The sequence below is a fragment of the Kribbella sancticallisti genome (assembly GCF_039530625.1).
GTDB classification, from domain to species: domain Bacteria; phylum Actinomycetota; class Actinomycetes; order Propionibacteriales; family Kribbellaceae; genus Kribbella; species Kribbella sancticallisti.
The window spans coordinates 1-20,777 of record NZ_BAAAOS010000004.1; the positions used below are offsets into that span (position 1 = coordinate 1).

Consider the following 20,777-nt stretch of genomic DNA (forward strand, 5'->3'; position numbering starts at 1 on the left):
CGTGCCCAGACCGGCCATCCACAGACCCATGATCCACAGGTCACCGCCGACACCCGGCGAGCGGACCGCGTTGGACAGCGGGGCGTAGGCGAACCAGCCGAAGTCGGCCGCCCCGCCCGGGGTGAAGAAGCCGCTGATGGTGATCAGACCGCCGAACAGGAACAGCCAGAAGCTGAACATGTTGAGCCGCGGGAACGCCACGTCGGGCGCGCCGATCTGGACCGGCATGATCACGTTGGCGAAGCCGACGAACAGCGGCGTCGCGAACAGCAGCAGCATGATCGTGCCGTGCATGGTGAACAGTTGGTTGTAGACCTCTTCGTTCACGATCTGCAGCCCCGGCTTGGCCAGCTCGGCGCGGATCAGCAGCGCCATCACGCCGCCGATCAGGAAGAACGCGAACGAGGTGATCAGGTACAGGTGGCCGATCAGCTTGTGGTCGGTGGTGGTGAGCCACTTGACCGCGATCTGGCCCTTGCTGCGCCGCCTGGGCAGCGCCCTCGCCGCGCCGATGGCGGCGGTGCGCTCGGCGATGTCGGTCACTTCTCGCCCTCCTGCTCACCGTGGCCGGGAATGGTGGTCGCGTCCTGGCCACCGGTCGCGGCACCGGTCTGGCCTCGGTCGGCCAGATCCCGGAGGTGCGCTTGGTACTCGTCGGCGGTGACCACCTTGACGGTGAACACCATCCGGCTGTGGTAGAGACCGCACAGCTCCGCGCACTTGCCCGCGAAGGTGCCGGTCTTGGTCGGGGTCAGCTCGAGCTTGTTGGTCCGGCCCGGGATGACGTCCAGCTTGAAGTAGAAGGACGGCACCCAGAAGGAGTGAATGACGTCCGGCGAGGTCAGGTCGAAGTGCACCGACTCGTTCACCGGCAGCCACAGTTCGGCCGGCTGGTCCAGCGTTCCGGTCTCCCAGACGCCGTCGTTGCCGTCGACCTGCTCCTTGTAGTTGAAGGTCCACTGCCACTGCTGGCCGACCACGTTGATCGTGTGGCTCGGGTTGTCCGACATCGCGGTGATCTTGTTGCCGTTCTCCACCGTGTAGAAGAACAGCACCGCGATGATCGCGAACGGGGCGAGCGTGTAGAGGATCTCCAGCGGCAGGTTGTACCGGGTCTGCCGCGGTGCCTCGTCGTTGCGCTTCCGGAACCGGACCGACGCGTAGAGGATCAGCCCCCAGACCAGCACGCCGATGATGAGGGCGGCGATCCAGGCGCCGATCCACAGACTCCTCATCGCCTCGGTGCGGTCGGATGCGCCCTCGGGCAGACCGAGTCGTTTCCACTGCTCAGTGGTCGCCGTAGAGCAGCCGGTCAGCAGCAACGTGCCGACCACTACCGCACCACCGACCAGCAGGCGTCGCTTCGCCGGACGTGCCGCTGCGCGGGCCTTGTTCAGACCTGCTGCGCGCGCGGCCACTCCGGGCGTGCCGTTCGAACCCACGGGGCGCCTTTCCCTTCCCAGGTGAGACTGACGACAGAACACTACTGGACACCTCTCCGCGTTCCGCGCATAGGTAGGGCTAGAGCATGTCAGCCCGTCCGGTGCTGTCATGCTCTAGCGTTTCCCCTGTGACCAGCCGTGCGTACTTGGATGCCGCGTCGTCTGAACCACTCCATCCGGCGGCGCGGGAAGTGTTGCTGTCGGCACTGGAATCCGGCTGGGCCGATCCAGCCCGGCTGCACCACGAGGGACGGACCGCCAGACTGCTGCTGGACAACGCCCGGGCGGTGCTCGCGGAGGGCCTCGGAGTCCGCCCGGACGAGCTGTTTCTGACCGCCTCCGGGACTGCCGCGATCCACTCGGGGTTACTCGCTGTGGCGGCCGCTCGACGCCGGGTCGGTGAGGTGGTCGTGCAGTCCGCGGTCGAGCACTCCGCAGTACTGCATGCGGCAGCGAAAGCCGGTACTGCGGCCGAAGTCGGCGTCGACTCCCTAGGCCACCTCGACCAGGACGCCTTCAAGACCGAGGTGCAGAAGCCCGGAGTGGCCCTCGCAGCCCTGCAGACCGCGAACCACGAGGTGGGTACGCGCCAGCCGATCACCTGGGCAGCCGAGGTCTGTGCCGAGGCAGGTGTGCCGCTGTTCGTGGATGGCGCCGCGTCGGTCGGGCACGACGTAGTACCGGCTGGGTGGTCAGCGTTGACGGCCAGCGCGCACAAGTGGGGTGGACCCGCGGGAGTGGGGCTGCTCGCAGTACGGAAGGGGACGCGGTTGGCGCCGGCCTGGCCCGTCGACGAGCGGGAGGACGGCCTCTCCCCCGGGCATCCGAACGTCCCGTCCGTACTGGCCGCCGCTGCCGCCCTGCAGGCGCGGATGAGCGAGGCCGCGGAGCTGGACAAGCAGCACCGAGCATGGATCGACGAGTTGCGGCACCGGGTCGCGGCCGAGATCCCGGACGTCGAGGTGGTCGGCGACCCGGACGACCGACTGCCGCACGTGCTGACCTTCTCCTGCCTGTACGTCGACGGCGAGGCCCTGGTGACCGCGCTCGACGCGGAGGGGTTCTCCGTCTCGAGCGGCTCAGCCTGTACTGCGAGCACCCTCCGCCCGTCCCACGTCCTGGCGGCGATGGGGGTCCTCACCCACGGCAACGTCCGGGTGTCGCTCAGCCGCACCAGCACGTACGACGAGGTCGACCGCTTCGCGAGCGTGCTCCCCGGCCTCGTCGGGCGGATCCGCGCGGAGGTGGGAATGTGACGCTCGACTGCCGCGGCATGCTCTGCCCACTCCCCGTGATCAAGCTCGCCCAGACCTTCCCCGACGTCGCGATCGGCGACACGATCACCATCCTCGCCGACGATCCCGCCGCCGCCACCGACATCCCGGCCTGGTGCCGCCTCCGCAACCAGGAACTCGTCTCCGCCATCGACAACCAGTACGTCGTACGCCGGCTGAGCTGATTCCGTCGGCCCGTCGCTAATTCCGTTGGCCAGGCACCAACCGACTTGCCAGACTGCGGGTTGTGACTGACTTCTCGGTGAAGCCGACGTTGACCGGTGAGCGGGTGGTTCTGCGGCCGTTGGGTGAGGACGACTACGACACCCTGATGGCCGCGATGGCCGATCCGGACGTGATCAGGTTCACCGGGAGCCGGGGCGAGATTACCGAGGCGGAGTACCGGGAGTGGTTGCGGACCCGCAAGGACCAGACCGATCGGCTGGATCTGGCGATCGTGGAGAAGGCGACCGGCGAGACCGTCGGCGAGGCCGTCCTGAACGAGTGGAGCCCGGAGGTCGAGTCCTGCGGGTTCCGGATCCTGGTCGGGCCGGCCGGGCAGAACCGCGGTCTCGGCTCCGAGGCGACCCGGCTGATCGTCAGCTACGCGATCGAGGAGCTCGGACTCCACCGGGTGGAGCTGGGCGTCTACGCGTTCAACCCCAGGGCACAGCGGGCCTACGAGAAGGCCGGGTTCGTGGTCGAGGGCATCCGCCGCCAGGCGCTGAAGTGGGACGGCGACCGGTACGACGACGTCATCATGGCCGTCCTGGCCCCGGAGTGGAAGGCCGCTGCGTTACGTTCGGAGGCGTGACCGAACTGGTGGCGAAGGCGGAGCGGATCGCTGTACTGACGGGGGCCGGGATCTCGACCGCGTCCGGGATTCCGGACTTCCGGGGGCCGCAGGGGTTGTGGACGAAGAATCCGGCGGCTCAGGCGATGTTCGACATCGGCGAGTACGTCGCCTCGGCCGCGGTCCGGGTGGAGGCGTGGAAGCAGCGACTGGTCGCGCCGGCCTGGACCGCCGAGCCGAACGCCGGCCACCGGGCGCTGGTCGATCTCGAGCGTCAGGGCCGCCTTACCGGGCTGATCACCCAGAACGTCGACGGACTCCACCAGAAGGCGGGGTCGAGTCCTGAGCTGGTCCACGAGTTGCACGGCACGGTCTGGCACGTCGACTGCCTCACCTGCGGGCGGCGGATCCCGATGGCCGAAGTACTCCCCCGTCTCGAAGCGGGCGAGGAGGACCCGGCCTGCGAGGTCTGCGGCGGCATCCTCAAGTCGGCGACCGTCTCCTTCGGCCAGTCCCTGGACCAGACCGTTCTGGACGCCGCGGCCGATGCCACCCGCAAGGCCGACCTGTTCATCGCTATCGGCACCTCGCTGCAGGTCTACCCAGCGGCCGGCCTCTGCGACCTGGCCCTCTCCGCTGGCATCCCGCTGCTGATCCTCAACGCCGAGCCGACCCCCTACGACGAGCAAGCCACCGCCATCCTCACCACCCCGATCGAGCAGACCCTCCCCGCTCTCGTCACCTGACCGCGACCTTCCAGCCCTTCCGTCCGGGTTGGACCCGGGTTAGCGTCCGGGCAGATTGTCCTGTCTTGGGAGGGGTCCCGTGATGTTCAGGTTGCGCCATGCCCATGCTCGCCTGACCGCAGGAGTGACGGCCGCCGCCGTTGTCGTCCTGGGTCTCGGTACTGCGACGCCAGCGCCCGCGCAGGTCTCCGCGGACCGGGTGATCACCGTCGCGGGGTCCCTGCAGAGCGAGGTGGGCTGCCCGGCGGACTGGTCGCCCTCCTGCGCGCAGAGTGAGCTCACGCCAGGCACAGGTACGCAGTACAGCCGGGTGTTCGACGTACCGGCGGGTGCGTACGAGTACAAGGTCACGGTCAACGGCAGTTGGGACGAGAACTACGGCGCGGGTGGCGTGCTCAACGGAGCCAACATCCCGCTCCGGCTCGAAGGGCCGGCCAAGGTCCAGTTCAGCTACGACGACACCACTCATGTCGTCTCGGTGAAGCCGGTGAACCTCGCGGGCGGGCTGACCCCGGCGGACAAGGCGCTCGCCACCCCGAGCCTGCGCGAGGACCTGACCAAGGAGCGGTTCTACTTCGTGATGGCGGACCGGTTCGCCAACGGCGACAAGTCCAACGACGCGGGCGGCCTGACCGGTGACCGGCTGGCCACCGGGCTCGACCCGACCGACAAGGGCTTCTATCACGGTGGCGACCTGGCCGGGGTGATGCAGAAGCTGGACTACATCAAGTCCCTCGGTACGACGTCCATCTGGCTGACCCCGTCCTTCAAGAACCGCCCGGTCCAGGGCGAGGGCGTCAACGCCAGCGCCGGCTACCACGGCTACTGGATCACCGACTTCACCCAGATCGACCCGCACCTGGGCACCAACGCGGACATGCAGAAGCTGATCTCGCTGGCGCACGGCAAGGGGATGAAGGTCTTCTTCGACATCATCACCAACCACACCGCGGACGTGATCGCCTACCAGTCCGGCCAGTACGGCTACATCCCCAAGTCGACCAGCCCGTACAAGGACGCAGCCGGCAACGTCTTCGACGACAAGCAGTACGCCGCCGGCGACACCTTCCCGCCGCTGGACCGGAACACCTCGTTCCCGAACGTGCCGGTGTTCAAGACGCCCGCCGACGAGACCGTGAAGGTGCCGGCCTGGCTGAACGACCCGACGCTCTACCACAACCGCGGCGACTCCACCTTCGCCGGCGAATCGAGCGAGTACGGCGACTTCGTCGGGCTGGACGACCTGTTCACCGAGCAGCCGAAGGTCCGCGACGGGATGATCGACGTCTACAAGACCTGGGCCGAGCTCGGCATCGACGGGTTCCGGATCGACACCGTCAAGCACGTCAACATGGAGTTCTGGCAGAAGTTCTCGCCCGCGATCCTGGCCGCCGCCAAGGCGAAGGGCAAGGACGACTTCTTCATGTTCGGCGAGGTGTTCGACGCCGACCCGCGGCTGATGTCGCCGTACACGACCAAGGGCGCCCTGCAGGCCACGCTCGACTTCGGCTTCCAGCAGAACGCGGTCGGCTTCGCCCAGGGCAAGCCGACCTCCCAGCTGCGCGACTTCTACGCAGGAGACGACTACTACACCGACGCCGACTCGAACGCGTACCAGTTGCCGACGTTCCTCGGGAACCACGACATGGGCCGCGTCGGGACCTTCCTCAAGCAGGCGGGCGCGTCCGGGCAGGAACTGCTGGCCCGCGACAAACTGGCGCACTCGCTGATGTTCCTGACCCGCGGCCAGCCGGTGATCTACTACGGCGACGAGCAGGGCTTCACCGGACCGGGTGGTGACAAGGACGCCCGGCAGGACATGTTCGCGACCAAGACCGCGGAGTACACCGACGACGAGGTGGTCGACGGCACCGGGACCACCACGATCGGCAGCAAGGACCGCTACGACGTCAACGCGCCGATGTACAAGCACATCGCCGCGCTGCAGAAGCTGCGGGCGAAGTACCCGGCGCTCTCCGACGGCACGCAGGTCCACCGGTACTCGTCGAACGCAGGTGGGCTCTACGCCTTCAGCCGGTACGGCGCTGACCGGACCGAGTACTTGGTGGTCGCCAACAACTCGACGACCGCCAAGACGGCGACCATCCCGACCTACGGCTCCAACAGCTGGCTCAAGCCGGTCTATGGCGGCTCAAAGCCGGCCAAGACCGACCGCGAGGGACGTGTCCAGCTCACTCAGGCACCTCTGTCGGTGACTGTCTACCAGGCACTGTCGAAGCTGCCACAGCGCTCCAAGGCCCCTGCTGTCTACATGAGCTCGCCCGAGCCGGGTGCTGCTGTCGGCGGCCGGGCAGAGGTCTCCGCAGCTGTTCCGGAGAACACCCCGGTCACCGTCACCTTCGGCTACCGCCCTGTCGGTACTACGGCCTGGCAGCGGCTCGGCGCGGACGACAACGCGCCGTACCGGGTGTTCCACGACGTCAGCGGGCTGCCGAAGGGCACGCTGCTCGAGTACCGGGCAGTCCTGAAGGACGGATCCGGCAACTACTCGGTGTCGGGCTCGTACGGGATCGTCGGCGATGCTCCGGCGCCTGGTGGCGGCGGGGGCGGCGGTACCGACCCGGTCGCGCAGCCCGCGAACGTCAGCGTGCCGGGCGACCACAACAGCGAGATGGGCTGCGCCGCCGACTGGTCCCCGGACTGTGACCAGGCCCAGCTGACCCTGGACCCGAAGGACCAGGTGTGGAAGGGCAAGTACACGGGCCTCGCCGGTGAGCACGCCTACAAGGCCGCGATCAACAAGTCGTGGGACGAGAACTACGGGGCCGGCGGCAACGCCAACGGCGCCAATATCTCCTACACCGGTCCCACGACGCCGGTGACGTTCTACTACGAGCACGGCCGGCACTTCGTCACGTCCGACGCGCAAGGACCGATCGTCACCGTGCCGGGGTCGTTCCAGTCCGAGCTGGGCTGCCCGGCCGACTGGTCCCCCGACTGCATGCGGCCCTGGTTGACCGACGAGGACGGCAACGGCACCTTCACCTGGGCGACGACCAAGATCGGAGCAGGCAGCTATGAGGCGAAGGTCGCACACGGCCTGTCCTGGGACGAGAGCTACGGCGCCGGAGGCAGCCCGACCGGCGGCAACATCCCCATCACCGTGCCCGGTGACGGACTCGTCGTCACCTTCTCCTACGTACTGGCGACCCACATGCTGACAGTGACCACCTCGAAGCCTGGCGCACAACCAGACCTCAAGCAGGCCAAGGCGTACTGGCTCGGGCGCGACCTGCTCGCAGTACCGGCTGTGGCTCATCCTGAGCGGTCTCGCTGGCGGCTGCACTGGTCCCAGACCGGCGAGCTGGCTGTGGATGCCGACGACATCGGCGGCTCGTCTGCTGGGCTCCGGGTGGACCCTGCGGGAATCCCGCCGAAGGTGCTCGCCAAGTTCCCGGCTCTAGCTGGCTATACCGCGCTACGGCTTGATCACGGTGATGCACGGAAGATCCTGACCGGGCAGCTCGGGCTGGCGCAGTACGACGATGTCGGGCGGCTGCTGGACGCAACCGGAGTACAGATCCCCGGAGTACTGGACGACCTGTACGGCGGGGCGGCGGCCGGGCGCTCGTACGGCGTGACGTGGCGCGGAGGTGCTCCACGCTTCACGCTCTGGGCGCCTACCGCGCAGAAGGCGGTTCTGCTGGTCGGGTCGCAGCGGGTGCCGATGCAGCGCAACAGCGACGGGTCCTGGTTCGTGAACGGCTCTCGCGGCTGGAAGAACGCGCTCTACCGCTATGAGGTGACGGTCTTCGCGCCGAGCACCGGCAAGGTGGAGACGAACGTCGTGACCGATCCGTACTCGCTGGCGCTGACCACCGATTCGGCGTACTCCGTGGCGGTGGATCTCGACGATGCCGCCGGGAAGCCCGCGCTGTGGTCCAGCACTCCGGCACCGAAGCTGGCGCGCGCGGTGGACTCGACGATCTACGAACTGCACGTGCGGGACTTCTCCATCAACGACACCACCGTGCCGGCCGCTCATCGCGGGACCTACCTCGCCTTCGCGGACGAGGGCAACGGCACGAAGCATCTGCGCAAGCTCGCCCAGGCCGGCCTGAACACGGTGCACCTGCTGCCGACGTTCGACATCGCGTCGATCCCGGAAGCTGCTCAGCAGACGCCCGCCTGCGATCTGAAGTCGTATGGGCCTGCCTCGGAGGAGCAACAGGCCTGTGTGACGGCCGTGGCCGGCAAGGACGGGTTCAACTGGGGCTACGACCCGTACCACTGGCTGGCGCCGGAAGGGTCCTACGCGACGTCCAAGGACGGCCTGGCCCGGGTCGCGGAGTTCCGCACGATGGTCGGTGGACTGCACAAGTCCGGACTGCGGGTCGTTGTGGATCAGGTCTACAACCACACGCCCGCGGCTGGGCAGGCGCCCACTTCCGTGCTCGACAAGGTCGTGCCGGGCTACTACCAGCGGCTGAACAAGACCGGCGGCGTGGAGACCTCCACCTGCTGCAGCAACATCGCCACCGAGCACGCGATGGCCGAGAAGATCATGGTCGACTCGACCGTCTCGTGGGCCCGGCACTATCGGGTCGACGGGTTCCGGTTCGACCTGATGGGCCACCACAGCAAGGCGAACATGCTCAAGGTGCGCGCCGCGCTCGACAACCTGACCTTGGCCCGCGACGGCGTGGACGGCAAGAACGTCTACCTGTACGGCGAGGGCTGGAACTTCGGCGAGGTCGCGAACAACGCGCTGTTCGTCCAGGCCACCCAGGGCAACCTCGGCGGCACCGGGATCGGCACCTTCTCCGACCGGCTCCGCGACGGCGTGCGCGGTGGCGGCCCCTTCGACGAGGATCCGCGGATCCAGGGCTTCGGTTCCGGTGCCGCGAGCGACCCGAACGGTGCTCCGGTCAACGGATCGCCCGCCGATCGGGCGAAACGCCTCGCCCACGACACCGACCTGGTCCAGCTCGGGCTGGCGGGCAACCTCCGCTCGTTCACGTTCCGCTCCGCCGAGAGCGGCGACGTAGTACGGGGTGATGGGGTGGACTACAACGGATCGCCCGCGGGCTATGCGGATCAGCCGGTCGAGGTGATCACCTATGTCGATGCCCACGACAACGAGACGCTGTGGGACGCGCTGACCTTCAAGCTGCCGGACTCGCTGCCGATAGCCGACCGGGTCCGGATGAACACGTTGTCTCTGGCAACCACCGCGCTGGCGCAGACGCCGTCGTTCTGGCACGCCGGCGCGGACCTGCTCCGGAGCAAGTCGCTGGATCGCAACTCCTACGACTCCGGGGACTGGTTCAACACGCTGGACTGGACCGGCGCCGACAACGGCTTCGGCCACGGCCTCCCGCCGAAGCCGGACAACGAGGCCAAATGGCCGTTCATGAAGCCGCTCCTGGCCAACCCGGCCCTGAAGCCCACCGCCGCGGACGTCCAGACAGCCAGTTCCGCAGCGGCCGACCTCCTCAAACTCCGCTTCTCCACTCCCCTGTTCCGGCTGGGCTCAGCGGACCTGATCAACCAGAAACTCTCCTACCCCATAAGCGGCACCCCCGCCGCGAAGCCCGGCGTGGTCGTCATGCGCATCGACGACACCCTCGGCCCCAGCGTCGACCCCGCCCTGAAGGGGCTGGTCGTTGTCTTCAACACCACCGGCGCACCCGTCAGCCAGCAAATCCCGGGCTTGACCGGCGCCGCCCTGACCCTGTCCCCCGTCCAAGCCACCGGCTCAGACCCAACCGTCAAACAAACCACCTGGACCGCCGGAACGGGAACCGTCAACGTCCCGGCCCGCACGGTCGCGGTACTGGTCCAGCCCTAGCCGTCAGGGGATGCGGACTCTCAGCGCCGAGGGGTCTACCGCGGCGCTGAGGGTGCGGCCGTCGGAGATGCCGTCGCCGTCCAGTTGGCGGCGGACGGTTTTGGCGGCGGTTACCTGGATGGTCTTGCCGGTGAAGCGTTCGATGTGACGGCCTTCCCGCAGCCGCTTCACCACCAGGCTCAGCGCCAGACGTGGCCAGTGGGTGATCCGGCGCGGGGCCAGGACGACCGCATCGATCACGCCGTCGTCGGGCAGGGCGTCCGGGAGCAGCGGGATGTTCGCCTGCAACGTGCCGACGTTGCCGATCACGACCGTACGAACCCGGCGGCGGAGCGGCCGCCCGCCGTCCACGATGATCTCGACCCGGACGAACGGGTGGTTCAGGTTCTTCAGCGTCGACACCACGTACGCCGCCCAGCCGACCCGCTTCTTCAGCTCGTCCGGCGCGTCCGCGATGATCGCCGCGTCCAGGCCGAGCCCGGCCATCACCACGAACCGGTCGGTGCCGAGTTCGTCGCCCTCGATCAGGACGCTGTCGATCCGCTGCTCGTCGCCGTCGAGCAGTTCGACCAGCGCGAGGTCGAGATCGAGCGAGATGCCCAGGTTGCGAGCCAGCAGGTTGCCGGTGCCGGCCGGGAGCACGGCGACCGGGATGTTCGTCCGGGCCAGTTCGGCGCAGACCACCCGGACGGTCCCGTCGCCGCCGGCCACTACGACCAGGTCCACGGTCTCCTCGATCGCCCGCTTGGCCATCGTCGAGCCCGCGTCGTCGGCCGTCGTCTCGAGCCAGAGTGAGTCGTCGTATCCGCGCTCGGTCAGCGCCGCGTCGACCTTGCCCCGGAACTCGTCGGCGTCCGGGATCTTGATCGGGTTCAGGATCACAGCGGCTCTCAAGGTTTTCCGTCCGTTCCGGGGGTTAACGTGCAGGGGTGAGCAGCCTTCCACGGAGTACCCCGGAAACCCAAGGTCTATCCGCCGCGGCGCTGGACTCCTTCGTCGCGGCGCTGGACGCGTCCGGCCAGGAGATCCAGACCATGATGCTCCTCCGGCACGGACACGTCGTGCTGGAGCGGGAGTGGGCGCCGTACCGACTGCGCGACCGGCACCTGTTGTTCTCGGTGTCGAAGAGCTTCACCTCGATGGGGATCGGCCTGCTGGTCGAGCAGGGCAAGTTGTCGGTCGAGGACAAGGTGGTGTCGTTCTTCGACGCCGACGAACTGCCGGACGAGATCAGCGACAACCTGGCCGCGATGGAGATCCGGCACCTGCTGACGATGACGACCGGCCACGCACAGGACACGATCGACGCGCTGTCGCGGGATCGCCGGATGGTGCGGATCTTCCTGGGCCTGGAGGTGGAGCACGAGCCGGGCACGGTGTTCGTCTACAACAGCGGCGCCACGTACATGTTGTCCGCGATCCTGCAGAGGCTGACGGGCGAGACGCTGCTCGACTACCTCCGGCCGCGGTTGTTCGAGCCGCTCGGCGCGGACGAGGCCATCTGGGCGGTCTCGAGGGAAGGCATCAACACCGGCGGCTGGGGGTTGAGCCTCAATACCGAGTCGCTCGCCAACTTCAGCCAGTTCCTGCTCCAACGCGGCTCCTGGCACGGTCGGCAACTGGTGCCGGCCGAGTGGATCGACGCGGCCACGTCGAAGCAGGTCCCCAACGACAACGAGGACAACCCCGACTGGCAGCAGGGCTACGGCTACCAGTTCTGGCGGTCACGGCACAATGCGTACCGCGGCGACGGCGCCTTCGGGCAGTACTGCCTGGTGCTTCCCGAGCAGGACGCCACCCTCGTCATCACCAGCGCCTCGCCGGACATGCAAGCCACGATGGACATCGTCTGGGAGCACTTGCTGCCGGCGATGCAGGGCGAAGCCGGTGACGGTACGCCGCCGCCCGCCAAGCTGGAGCTGTTGCCGCCGGCCGGGCCGGTCCCGCGCGGCGACGGGCGGACGTACCGGTTCGAGTCCAACCACACCGGGCTGACGGCGATCCGGCTCGATCCGGACGGCACCTGCACGCTGACGCTGGAAGCCGCGGCGCAAGCCGAGTACCTCAACGTTGCCGAAGGCAAGAGCCAGGAGATCGTCTGCGCGCCCGGCGACTGGCAGGAGCAGACCGACCAGCTTCAGGATCCGCCGCAGCGGCTGGTCACCAGCGTCCACGCGGACGGCGACAGCGGCGCCTTCGTCGCGACCATCCGCTACCTGGAGACCCCGTACGTCGCCACGCTGCGCGGCCGCCCGGACGGCGGCAACCTCGAGCTCGACGTCCGCTTCAACGTCTCGTTCGGTCCGGCGGAGATCACGTTGCATTCACTGTGATCCACATCACAGTCACAGTCCGGCCGGTCGCCGTGTCCTCCGTGTCGTTGACCCAGATGCGGAGGACGAGATGAAGGTACTGGTGGCAGGCGCGACCGGCGGACTCGGACGATCGCTGGTGCCGAAGCTGATCGCGGCCGGGCACGAGGTGACCGGAATGGTCCGGTCCGAGGCGTCCGCGGCCGGAGTACGGGCTCAGGGTGCCTCGGTGGTCCTGGCCGATGGCCTCGACGCGAACGCGGTGAAGGCGGCGGTGGACGAGGCGCGACCTGAGGTCGTGGTGCATCAGATGACCGCGCTCAAGGGCGGCATCAACTTCAAGAAGTTCGACGAGAGCTTCGCGCTGACCAACCGGCTGCGGACCGAGGGCACGCAGAACCTGCTGGCCGCGTCGCACGCCGCCGGAGTACGGCGGATCATCGCCCAGAGCTACGCCGGCTGGAACCTGCAGCGGGTTGGTTCGCCGACGAAGACCGAGGACGTGCCGCTCGATCCCAACCCGGCACCGGCGTCACGCGAGACGATGGACGGCCTGCTCCGGCTGGAGGCGGCAGTCAGCGGCGACCAGGCGATCGAAGGCCTCGTACTGCGCTACGCGAGCTTCTACGGCCCCACCAGCTTCCTCGGCAAGGGGGGTGAGATCGTCGAGCTGATCCGCCGTCGCAAGCTGCCCCTGATCGGCGACGGCCGCGGAGTCTGGTCGTTCATCCACTACGACGACGCAGCCGACGCCACCGTCCGGGCAGTGCAGACCGGCGACCCGGGGATCTACCAGATCGCCGACGACGACCCGGCCGCCGCGGCGGTCTGGCTCCCTGAGCTCGCCCGCATTCTGGGCGCGAAGCCACCTCGCCATCTCCCTGCCTGGCTGGCCAAGTTCGCTGTCGGTGAGCTCGGGGTCGCCGCCTTCACCCAGTTCCGCGGTGCCGACAACTCGAAGGCCAAGGACGCCTTCAGCTGGCAGCCCGGTTACGCGAGCTGGAGGCAGGGCTTCCGGCACGGCCTGTAGAGCTCGGCAAGAAAACCTGTTGTCCGGCCGGAGGCTCCTCGGCACACCGGCGAGACGGACGAGCGCCGGATCCTCACTCGCTGGTGTCTCGGCGGGTGAAGGTCAAGGTCTCGTCGCGGGCGCCGCCCATCCAGACGTCCTGGCAGGCGGCGGCCATCGCGTCGAGCCCTTCGACGATGGTGCCGAAGACGTTGCCCGGAACCCAGCCCTGGTCGCCGTTGATGAGCAGGTTGTTGCGGCCGTAGAACAACGCGAGGTCGACGATCGCGCCCGTCGTACCGGTGCCGGTGGCGTTCTCGTACCCGTACGCCGGGTTGCCCAGGTCGTCGGCGTCGAAGGAGAACCAGCACAGGTCGCCCGGGATCGGGGTGATCGTGGTGTTCTCCTTGCCCGGATCGGCCGGCGCGAAGGCCGGGAGCAACGTGTAGATCTCGTTGCGCGCGTACTTGCCGTGGAAGACCGGCGCCGACAGCGGCAGCGCGTCCCACACGGCCGACGCGGTTCTCGGCGCCTCGTCGTCGAGCAGCCGGGCGACGCAACTCACGCCGCGCTTGTCCAGGGTGACGGTGACGAATCTGCTCATCAGACCTCCAAGGTCGGCGTGCGGAGATGCCAGTCGGTGATCGCTTGATAGGCCTGCCCGACCCGCAGGACCAGGGCGTCGCCGTGCCGCGGCCCCACCACCTGCAGGCCGACCGGCAGACCGGCCGAGGTCAGCCCGCACGGCACGCTCAGGGCCGGCTGCTGGGTCAGGTTGAACGCGTACGTGTACGGCGTCCAACTCGTCCACTCCGGCGAGAACCACCCGTCCGGCACGTCCTGCCCGACCGGGAACGCGGTGAGTGGCAGCGTCGGAGTCACCAGTACGTCGTACCGCTGGTGGAACCATCCCATCAGCAGGCCCAGTTCCATCCGTACCGCGGTCGCGTCCAGGTAGTCCGACGCGGTGTAGGCCGCACCGGCAGCCGCAGTACGGCGCAACCCGGGATCGACGCGATCGTCCACCGCATCGCCATAAGCCTGCAGCACCTTCGCGGCGCCGGAGAACCAGAGCACGTTGAACGCCTCGACCGGATCCGAGAACCCCGGATCCACCTCGGTGACCTCAGCCCCGGCCTCGGCCAGAACCTCGACGGCAGTCCGCACCAGCGCGTCCACCTCCGGGTCGTTGTCCACGAACCCGAGATTCGGCGAGTACGCGACCCGCAGCCCGGCGACCCCGTCGTCAAGCCCGTCCAGGAACGACCTGGCCGGCGTCGGCAGGGCGGACCAGTCGCGCGCGTCGAACCCGCTGATCACGTCGAGCAGCGCCGCGTTGTCCCGGACCGTCCGCGTCATCGGTCCGGCGTGCGACAGCGTCCCGAAGGCGCTCGGCGGGAACAACGGGATCAGCCCGTACGTCGGTTTCAGCGCGACCGTCCCGGTGAAAGCCGCGGGAATCCGGACCGACCCCCCGCCGTCCGTGCCGACCGACCAGGCTCCCATGCCCAGACCGACCGCCGTCGCGGAACCGCCGCTCGATCCACCCGACGTCTTCGAGGCGTCCCACGGGTTGCCCGTCACGCCGTACCGGCTGGAGTCGGTGACGCCCTTCCACGAGTACTCCGGGGTGGTGGTCTTGCCGAGGATCACCGCACCGGTCTCCCGCAACCGGGCCACGCACGGCGCGTCCTCGTCCCACGGCTGGGTCTCGTCGATCAGGGTGCTGCCGCGCAGGGTCGGCCAGCCGCGCGTCCACAACGCGTCCTTGATCGAGGTCGGTACGCCGTCGCCGGGGCCCAGTGGCTCCCCCGTGTGCCACCGGGCCTCGGACTCCTTCGCGGCGGCGAGCGCACCTTCGGCGTCCACCAGCACGAAGGCGTTCACCTGCTCGTCGTACTTCTCGATCGCCTCCAGCGCAGCGCGGGTGGCCTCGACCGGCGAGAGGTCGCCGCCGCGGTAGCCCTCGACCAGTTCCATTGCCTGCGGTTTCATCGCTCTCCTCGCTCGGTTGCCGGGATGTAGCCGAGCTTCTTGTCCACCACGTTCAGCAGCGGTTCTCCGGCCAGCCAGCGCCGGACGTTGACGGCGAACTGGCGGGCCAGCGTGTCCCGCCAGCCGATCACGTCGCCGGACATGTGCGCGGTGATCGTCACGCCGGGGGCATCCCAGAGCGGATGGTCCGGCGGCAGCGGTTCGCGATCGAAGACGTCCAGCGTCGCGGCGGCGATCCGTCCGTCCCGCAAGGCCGCCAGCAGCGCCGCCTCGTCCACCAAGGGGCCGCGAGCGACGTTCACCAGGTGCGCGTCGGACTTCATCGCCGACAGCACCTGATCGTTCACCAGGCCGCGGGTCGCCTCGGTCAACGGAGCAGCCAGCACGAGGTGATCCGCCCAGCCGGCCTGGGCCGCGAGATCGGAACTCGCGATCACGTCGCCGAGGTCCGGATCACCGGCCCGCGCGACCCGGCCGACCCCGCGTACTTCGAGGCCGGCGGCGCGCAGCAGTCGCGCGATCTCCCGGCCGATCCCGCCGGTGCCGACCACCAACGCCTTCGCGCCGAGGATGCTGTGCGTCTCCCGGTGCTGCCAGGAGTGCCGGCGCTGGAGTTCGAGACTGAACCGGCTGTCCTTGGCGACCGCGAGCACCGCCCCGAGCACGTACTCCGCGATCGGCCGATCGAACACCCCGCGCGCGTTCGTCACCACCACGTCGGAGTCGCGAAGTTCGTCGAAGAGCAGGGTGTCGACCCCGGCTGCCGTCACGTGGATCCATTCGAGGGAGCCGGCCCGGTCCCACACGTCGCGGACGGCCGTGGAGAAGAAGTCCCACAACATCAGCGCCCGGGCTCCCTGGACAGCGTCGGCCAGGCCGTCGGCAGCGCAGTACCGGAGGTCGACGGGGAGGCCGTCCAGGCGGGGCGGCCGGTCGGTCGCGCGCTCGCAGAGCACGGCGACGGCGGGGCGTTCGACGGGGTCCGGCACGTGTCGAGGCTAGGAACCACGCCGTAGGATTGTCAACAATCACCATCGACCCGCAGACTGAGTTCCATGCGCCCGCCTCCGTTGCTGCAGACCGGCATCGGCATCGTCGCGCCCTACGACTTCGCGCTCGACCGCGAACTGTGGCGGTGGGCGCCCGACGACGTGAGCCTGTACCTGACCCGGATGCCCTACCTGCCGCTGGCCGCGACGCTCGAGATGGCGATCCACATCTCCGAGCCGGCCCTGGTCGCCCGCAGCGCGATCGACGTTCTGGCCGTCTCCCCTGTCGTCACTGCCTACGCCTGTACGTCGGGAAGCTTCGTCGGTGGGCTCGCCGGAGAGGCCCGGCTGGTGGCCGCGATGGAGAACGCGGGCGCACCGGCGGCGGTGACGACCAGCGGGGCTCTGCTGATCGCGCTCAGGCAACTCGGAATCACCCGGATCGCCGTGGTCACGCCGTACACGGAGGATCTGACGGGCGGGTTGTGCGCGTTCCTTGCCGAGGCGGGCGTGGACGTGGTCGCGACGGCCGGGCTCGGGCTCACCTCCGAGATCTGGACGGTGCCCTACGAGACGACGGCCGCGCTGATCCGGGACACCGACTCCCCCGACGCCGAGGCGGTTTTCGTGAGCTGTACGAACCTTCCGACGTACGACGTGATCGCGGAGGTGGAGAACGACCTCGACAAGCCGGTGCTGACCGCCAACCAGGTGACGATGTGGTCCGCGCTCACCCTGGCCGGCCGCCAAGCCGTTGGCCCAGGGCAACGCCTGCTGACCGCGGAGGCCGGCCGTGTCTGACGTGCTGAAACAAGCGGTGCCGCAGGAGGAGTACTCCGACCGGCTGCGCCGGGTCCGCGTGGCGATGGCGGCCCGCGACTTCGGAGCGCTGGTGGTCACTGATCCGGCGAACCTCTTCTACCTGACCGGGTACGACGCCTGGTCCTTCTACACCCCGCAGTGCCTGGTCATCCCAGCGGACGCGGAGCCTCACCTCTTCGCCCGGGCGATGGACGCCGCGGGAGCCACCTTCACCTGCAACCTGCGCGCCGAGCAGATCCACGGCTACCCCGAGGATCTCGTCCAGCGACCGGACGTCCACCCCTTCGACTGGATCGCCGCGGCCGCCCGCGAACTGATCCCCGGCGACGCGGACGTCGGCATCGAAGGCGACTCGCACTTCTTCTCGGCCCGCGCCTACCTCGCCCTCGCGGCGGGGCTGCCCGGCCACCGCCTGATCGACTCGGCCGAACTGGTCAACTGGGTCCGGCTGGTCAAGTCCCCGCATGAGCTCGGCCAACTCCGGATCGCCGGACGGATCGCCGAGCAGGCGATGCGGATCGCGCTGGACCAACTCCGGCCCGGCCGGCGCCAGTGCGATCTGGTCGCCGAGATCCTCGCCGCCCAGGCGATCGGGACGCCCGAGCACGGTGGCGACTATCCGGCGATCGTGCCGATGCTGCCGACCGGCGAAGCGGCCGGTACGCCGCACCTCACCTGGACCGACCGGCCGTTCAGGACCGGCGAGGCGACGACGATCGAACTGGCCGGCGCCTTCGGCCGCTACCACGCGCCGCTGGCTCGCACGGTGATGCTCGGCGATCCCCCGCAGCGCCTCACCGAGACGGCGAAAGTCGTTGCCGAAGGCATGCAGGCCGCGCTCGGGGCGATCCGCCCGGGCGTGAGCGGCGGCGCAGTACATGCCGCTTTCAACGCGGTCATCGCGGCGCACGGACTGGTGAAGGAATCGCGGATCGGGTATTCGATCGGCATCGGCTACCCGCCCGACTGGGGTGAGCGGACCGTGAGCCTGCGCCCCGGCGAGACCACCGTACTGACCGCCGGGATGGCCTTCCACGTGATCCTCGGGATGTGGATGGACGGCTGGGGCTATGAGCTGTCCGAGCCCGTGGTGGTGACCCCGGCCGGGGTCGAACGACTGACCGACCTGCCCCAGGAACTGACGATCCGGAGGTAACACCATGGAACTCCCGTACGCCGGACGCGCGGCCGGCCTGGTCGGCTCGGTGATCGACTCGAGCACCTCGCTGCTGCACCGGCAGAGCCACGACATCGTCAGATTCGCCATGGGCAGTCCCGCCGCCGAGGCGGTGCCGTCCGCCATCCTGGCCGGCATCGCGACGGTGGAACTCGGCCGCCCGGACGCCTACGACTACGCCGCGACCGAAGGCGATCCGCCCTTGCACGCGGCGCTGCTGGAGATGCTGCGCGGCACCAGCGACGAGACGACGGCCGAGCGGCTGACCATCACCGCGGGCGGCATGCAGGGTCTCGACCTGTTCTGCAAGATCTTCGTCGATCCCGGCGACCTGGTCGTGGTCGAGTCGCCGACCTACACCAATGGCAGTGCGACGGCGCTTTCCTACGGCGCCACGCTGCTCGAGGTCCCGGTCGACCGGGACGGTCTCGACGTCGAGGCGCTGGAGGAGTTGGTCGCGGCAGCGGGCCGGACCCCGAAGGCGATCTACACGATCCCGACGTTCCAGAACCCGTCCGGCGCGACACTGTCCCTGGCCCGGCGGCACCGGCTGCTGGAACTGGCGAGGTCGTGGGGGTCGATGGTGATCGACGACGACCCGTACGGCCTGCTGCGGTTCGCCGGCGATCCGTTGCCGACCGTGCGCGAACTGGGCGCCGGTGATCCGCTCGTCTTCGCCGTCCGGACCTTCTCCAAGATCGTCGCGCCCGGGCTCCGGGTCGGCTGGGTGGACACGGACCCGGAACTGCGGCCGCTGCTGATCAACGCCAAGCAGGCGATGGACACCTGTACGAACCTGCCGGCCCAGCGGCTGCTGACGGGATTCCTCACCGGCGGGCACCTGGAGAACCACCTGGCCACCCAGCGCACGCAGTACAGGCTTCGCAAGGAGGCCATGCACGCGGCGCTTCAGGAGAACTTCGGCGACATCGCGCGGTGGACCGATCCTGAGGGCGGCTTCTTCCTGTGGGTGACGCTGGAGAACGGGGTGAACACCGCCGACCTGTTCGAGGTCGCACTCGCGGAGGGCGTCGCGTTCATCCCGGGCTCGGCGTTCTCCCCCAGCGGCCGGTTCACCGACGCGCTGCGGCTGTGCTTCGCGTCCACCAAGCCCGACCGGATCCACGAAGGAATCGCCCGGTTGCGGCGAGCCGTCGACCTGCTTGCGAAACTGGGCCGGTGATCACCTCCCGCGAGCAGAGCGTCCTTGACCGGATCGACGAGGACCTTCTCGTCCGCATCACCCAGAACCTGCTGCAGGCGACCGGGCAGAATCCGCCTGGCGAGGAGGCGGCGACCGTTGCCGCCCTGAGTGCCGCGGGCATCGAACTCGGGCTGGACGTGGTCGCCACCCGGGTCGAGCCCGGCCGGGACAACCTGAGCATCACCCTTGCCGGTGGCAACGGTCCGGGGTTGCTCCTGCTCGGCCACACGGACGTCGTACCGGTCGGGGACGGGTGGACGAAGGATCCGTTCGGCGGGGCGGTCGTCGACGGACGGATCTACGGCCGCGGCGCGTCGGACATGAAGGGCGGCCTCGCCGCCGCCCTGGTCGCCCTCGCGGCGCTTCGCGGCACCGAACTCAGCGGCCCGGTCGAACTCGCCGCCCTGATGGACGAGGAGGAGACCGGCAAGGGCATCCGCGCGTACGTCGGTACTGCGTCCCGCTCGTGGCTCGGCTGCATCACCGCGGAGCCGACCGATCTCCAGACCATCATCGGCGCGCGGGGTGACTCCTACCTGCGGGTTGAGATCCACGGCCGCGCCTGCCACGCCGGCAACCCCGACGACGGCGCGAACGCGATCTACGGCGCGACCGCGGTCGTCGCCGAGATCGAACGGCTCCACGCGGAACTCGCCGCTGCCCCGCATCCCCTGCTCGGCCCGGCGACCTGGAGCGTCGGCCAGATCCAGGGCGGCACCGGCGGCTCGATCGTGCCTGCCGAATGCGTCCTCATCGCCGACCGCCGCCTGCTCCCCGGCGAGTCCCCCGCGGCTGTCCTCGGCAACCTCCAAGCCCGCGTAGCCGCCCTGAATCTGGAGGCCCGCGGCCTGTCGGTAGACCTGCAGATGCCCATGGAAATGCCCGCCTTCGAAACCCCCGCCGACGCGGACCTGGTCCGCATTACCGACGCTTCCCTAGCCGCCGCGGGCGGCCCCGGCCTCCCCCTCGGCGGCTGGACAGCAGCGTGCGACGGCGGCTTCATCGCCCGCGACCTAGGAATCCCGGTCGTAGTCCTGGGACCCGGCTCAGTAACCACCCAGGCCCACCGAGCCGACGAATCCGTGGCAATCAACGAACTACTGGTTGCCGCCCGCACCTATGCCCTAACCGCCCTCCGCCTACTCAGCTGATAGACCGTGAACGTGCCTTTCCCTCGATAGACGCGGACGGCAGCGTGCGGG

General features: G+C 69.0%; 17 protein-coding genes. 11 read left to right on the plus strand and 6 right to left on the minus strand.

The genetic code is table 11. From position 1 onward, the window contains the following. Positions 1 to 543: cbb3-type cytochrome c oxidase subunit I (locus ABD255_RS01060; protein WP_425554357.1), on the minus strand; the 543-nt coding region annotated here is incomplete at its 3' end. After that, positions 540 to 1,442, minus strand: a complete 903-nt coding sequence (gene ctaC / locus ABD255_RS01065) for an aa3-type cytochrome oxidase subunit II (RefSeq protein ID WP_344208720.1) — start codon at positions 1,440 to 1,442, stop codon at positions 540 to 542. The genes ctaC and ABD255_RS01060, both read right to left, overlap by 4 nt. A 128-nt stretch (positions 1,443 to 1,570) precedes the next feature. Between ctaC and ABD255_RS01070 the strand changes: the two genes are divergently transcribed. The 5 genes from ABD255_RS01070 (at position 1,571) to pulA (ending at position 10,067) form a co-directional block, all read left to right on the plus strand. Further along, complete coding sequence (locus tag ABD255_RS01070; protein ID WP_344208722.1) at positions 1,571 to 2,698, plus strand: cysteine desulfurase family protein; 1,128 nt, start codon at positions 1,571 to 1,573, stop codon at positions 2,696 to 2,698. Further along, a complete protein-coding gene (locus tag ABD255_RS01075) occupies positions 2,695 to 2,901 on the plus strand; it encodes a sulfurtransferase TusA family protein (RefSeq protein ID WP_344208724.1) in 207 nt (68 codons plus the stop codon). Before ABD255_RS01070 ends, ABD255_RS01075 begins: the two co-directional genes overlap by 4 nt. Before the next feature lie 62 nt (positions 2,902 to 2,963). After that, entirely contained in the window at positions 2,964 to 3,530 is a 567-nt protein-coding gene (locus ABD255_RS01080) for a GNAT family N-acetyltransferase (protein WP_344208726.1), read from the plus strand. Continuing rightward, a complete protein-coding gene (locus ABD255_RS01085; RefSeq protein ID WP_344208728.1) occupies positions 3,527 to 4,255 on the plus strand; it encodes an SIR2 family NAD-dependent protein deacylase in 729 nt (242 codons plus the stop codon). Before ABD255_RS01080 ends, ABD255_RS01085 begins: the two co-directional genes overlap by 4 nt. Before the next feature lie 82 nt (positions 4,256 to 4,337). After that, positions 4,338 to 10,067, plus strand: a complete 5,730-nt coding sequence (gene pulA, locus ABD255_RS01090; protein WP_344208730.1) for a pullulanase-type alpha-1,6-glucosidase — start codon at positions 4,338 to 4,340, stop codon at positions 10,065 to 10,067. A 3-nt stretch (positions 10,068 to 10,070) separates the two neighbouring features. On the opposite strand, the gene ABD255_RS01095 is transcribed toward pulA, so the two are convergent. Continuing rightward, on the minus strand, positions 10,071 to 10,961 hold the full coding sequence (locus ABD255_RS01095; protein WP_344208732.1) for a diacylglycerol/lipid kinase family protein: 891 nt from the start codon (positions 10,959 to 10,961) through the stop codon (positions 10,071 to 10,073). Positions 10,962 to 10,996: 35 nt separating this feature from the next. Here ABD255_RS01095 and ABD255_RS01100 point away from each other — a divergent pair, with 35 nt between their 5' ends. Next, the gene (locus ABD255_RS01100; protein WP_344208734.1) at positions 10,997 to 12,400 is read left to right on the plus strand and encodes a serine hydrolase domain-containing protein; all 1,404 of its coding nucleotides are present in this window, start codon (positions 10,997 to 10,999) and stop codon (positions 12,398 to 12,400) included. A 70-nt stretch (positions 12,401 to 12,470) separates the two neighbouring features. Then, the gene (locus ABD255_RS01105) at positions 12,471 to 13,409 is read left to right on the plus strand and encodes an NAD-dependent epimerase/dehydratase family protein (RefSeq protein ID WP_344208736.1); all 939 of its coding nucleotides are present in this window, start codon (positions 12,471 to 12,473) and stop codon (positions 13,407 to 13,409) included. A 73-nt stretch (positions 13,410 to 13,482) separates the two neighbouring features. On the opposite strand, the gene ABD255_RS01110 is transcribed toward ABD255_RS01105, so the two are convergent. From ABD255_RS01110 to ABD255_RS01120, 3 genes are read right to left on the minus strand one after another with little or no spacing between them, the layout of a single operon-like run. Then, positions 13,483 to 13,992 carry a DUF3830 family protein gene (locus ABD255_RS01110; RefSeq protein WP_344208738.1) on the minus strand — a complete coding sequence of 170 codons (510 nt, stop codon included), beginning with the start codon at positions 13,990 to 13,992 and terminating at the stop codon, positions 13,483 to 13,485. Further along, on the minus strand, positions 13,992 to 15,383 hold the full coding sequence (locus tag ABD255_RS01115) for an amidase (protein WP_344208740.1): 1,392 nt from the start codon (positions 15,381 to 15,383) through the stop codon (positions 13,992 to 13,994). Before ABD255_RS01115 ends, ABD255_RS01110 begins: the two co-directional genes overlap by 1 nt. After that, on the minus strand, positions 15,380 to 16,372 hold the full coding sequence (locus ABD255_RS01120; protein ID WP_344208742.1) for a D-2-hydroxyacid dehydrogenase: 993 nt from the start codon (positions 16,370 to 16,372) through the stop codon (positions 15,380 to 15,382). Before ABD255_RS01120 ends, ABD255_RS01115 begins: the two co-directional genes overlap by 4 nt. Before the next feature lie 66 nt (positions 16,373 to 16,438). On the opposite strand from ABD255_RS01120, the gene ABD255_RS01125 reads away from it, so the two are divergent. The 4 genes from ABD255_RS01125 to ABD255_RS01140 are packed head-to-tail and all read left to right on the plus strand — an operon-like array spanning position 16,439 to position 20,726. Next, positions 16,439 to 17,173 (plus strand): maleate cis-trans isomerase family protein, encoded by a 735-nt coding sequence (locus ABD255_RS01125; protein WP_344208744.1) that lies wholly within the window; start codon positions 16,439 to 16,441, stop codon positions 17,171 to 17,173. Continuing rightward, positions 17,166 to 18,350: a M24 family metallopeptidase gene (locus ABD255_RS01130; protein ID WP_344208746.1), complete on the plus strand. Its 1,185-nt coding sequence runs from the start codon at positions 17,166 to 17,168 to the stop codon at positions 18,348 to 18,350. The genes ABD255_RS01125 and ABD255_RS01130 overlap by 8 nt, the downstream gene beginning before the upstream one ends. Before the next feature lie 4 nt (positions 18,351 to 18,354). Beyond that, a complete protein-coding gene (locus ABD255_RS01135) occupies positions 18,355 to 19,554 on the plus strand; it encodes an aminotransferase-like domain-containing protein (RefSeq protein ID WP_344208748.1) in 1,200 nt (399 codons plus the stop codon). Next, on the plus strand, positions 19,551 to 20,726 hold the full coding sequence (locus ABD255_RS01140; RefSeq protein WP_344208750.1) for a M20 family metallopeptidase: 1,176 nt from the start codon (positions 19,551 to 19,553) through the stop codon (positions 20,724 to 20,726). The genes ABD255_RS01135 and ABD255_RS01140 overlap by 4 nt, the downstream gene beginning before the upstream one ends. The last annotated feature ends 51 nt before the right edge of the window (positions 20,727 to 20,777 follow it).

What these genes read in the sequence shown, in the direction of transcription:
- pulA (WP_344208730.1), top strand. Translation starts at nt 4,338, where the DNA reads ATGTTCAGGTTGCGCCATGCCCATGCTCGCCTGACCGCAGGAGTGACG.
- ABD255_RS01105 (WP_344208736.1), top strand. Translation starts at nt 12,471, where the DNA reads ATGAAGGTACTGGTGGCAGGCGCGACCGGCGGACTCGGACGATCGCTG.
- ABD255_RS01110 (WP_344208738.1), bottom strand. Translation starts at nt 13,992, where the DNA reads ATGAGCAGATTCGTCACCGTCACCCTGGACAAGCGCGGCGTGAGTTGC.
- ABD255_RS01115 (WP_344208740.1), bottom strand. Translation starts at nt 15,383, where the DNA reads ATGAAACCGCAGGCAATGGAACTGGTCGAGGGCTACCGCGGCGGCGAC.
- ABD255_RS01125 (WP_344208744.1), top strand. Translation starts at nt 16,439, where the DNA reads ATGCGCCCGCCTCCGTTGCTGCAGACCGGCATCGGCATCGTCGCGCCC.
- ABD255_RS01135 (WP_344208748.1), top strand. Translation starts at nt 18,355, where the DNA reads ATGGAACTCCCGTACGCCGGACGCGCGGCCGGCCTGGTCGGCTCGGTG.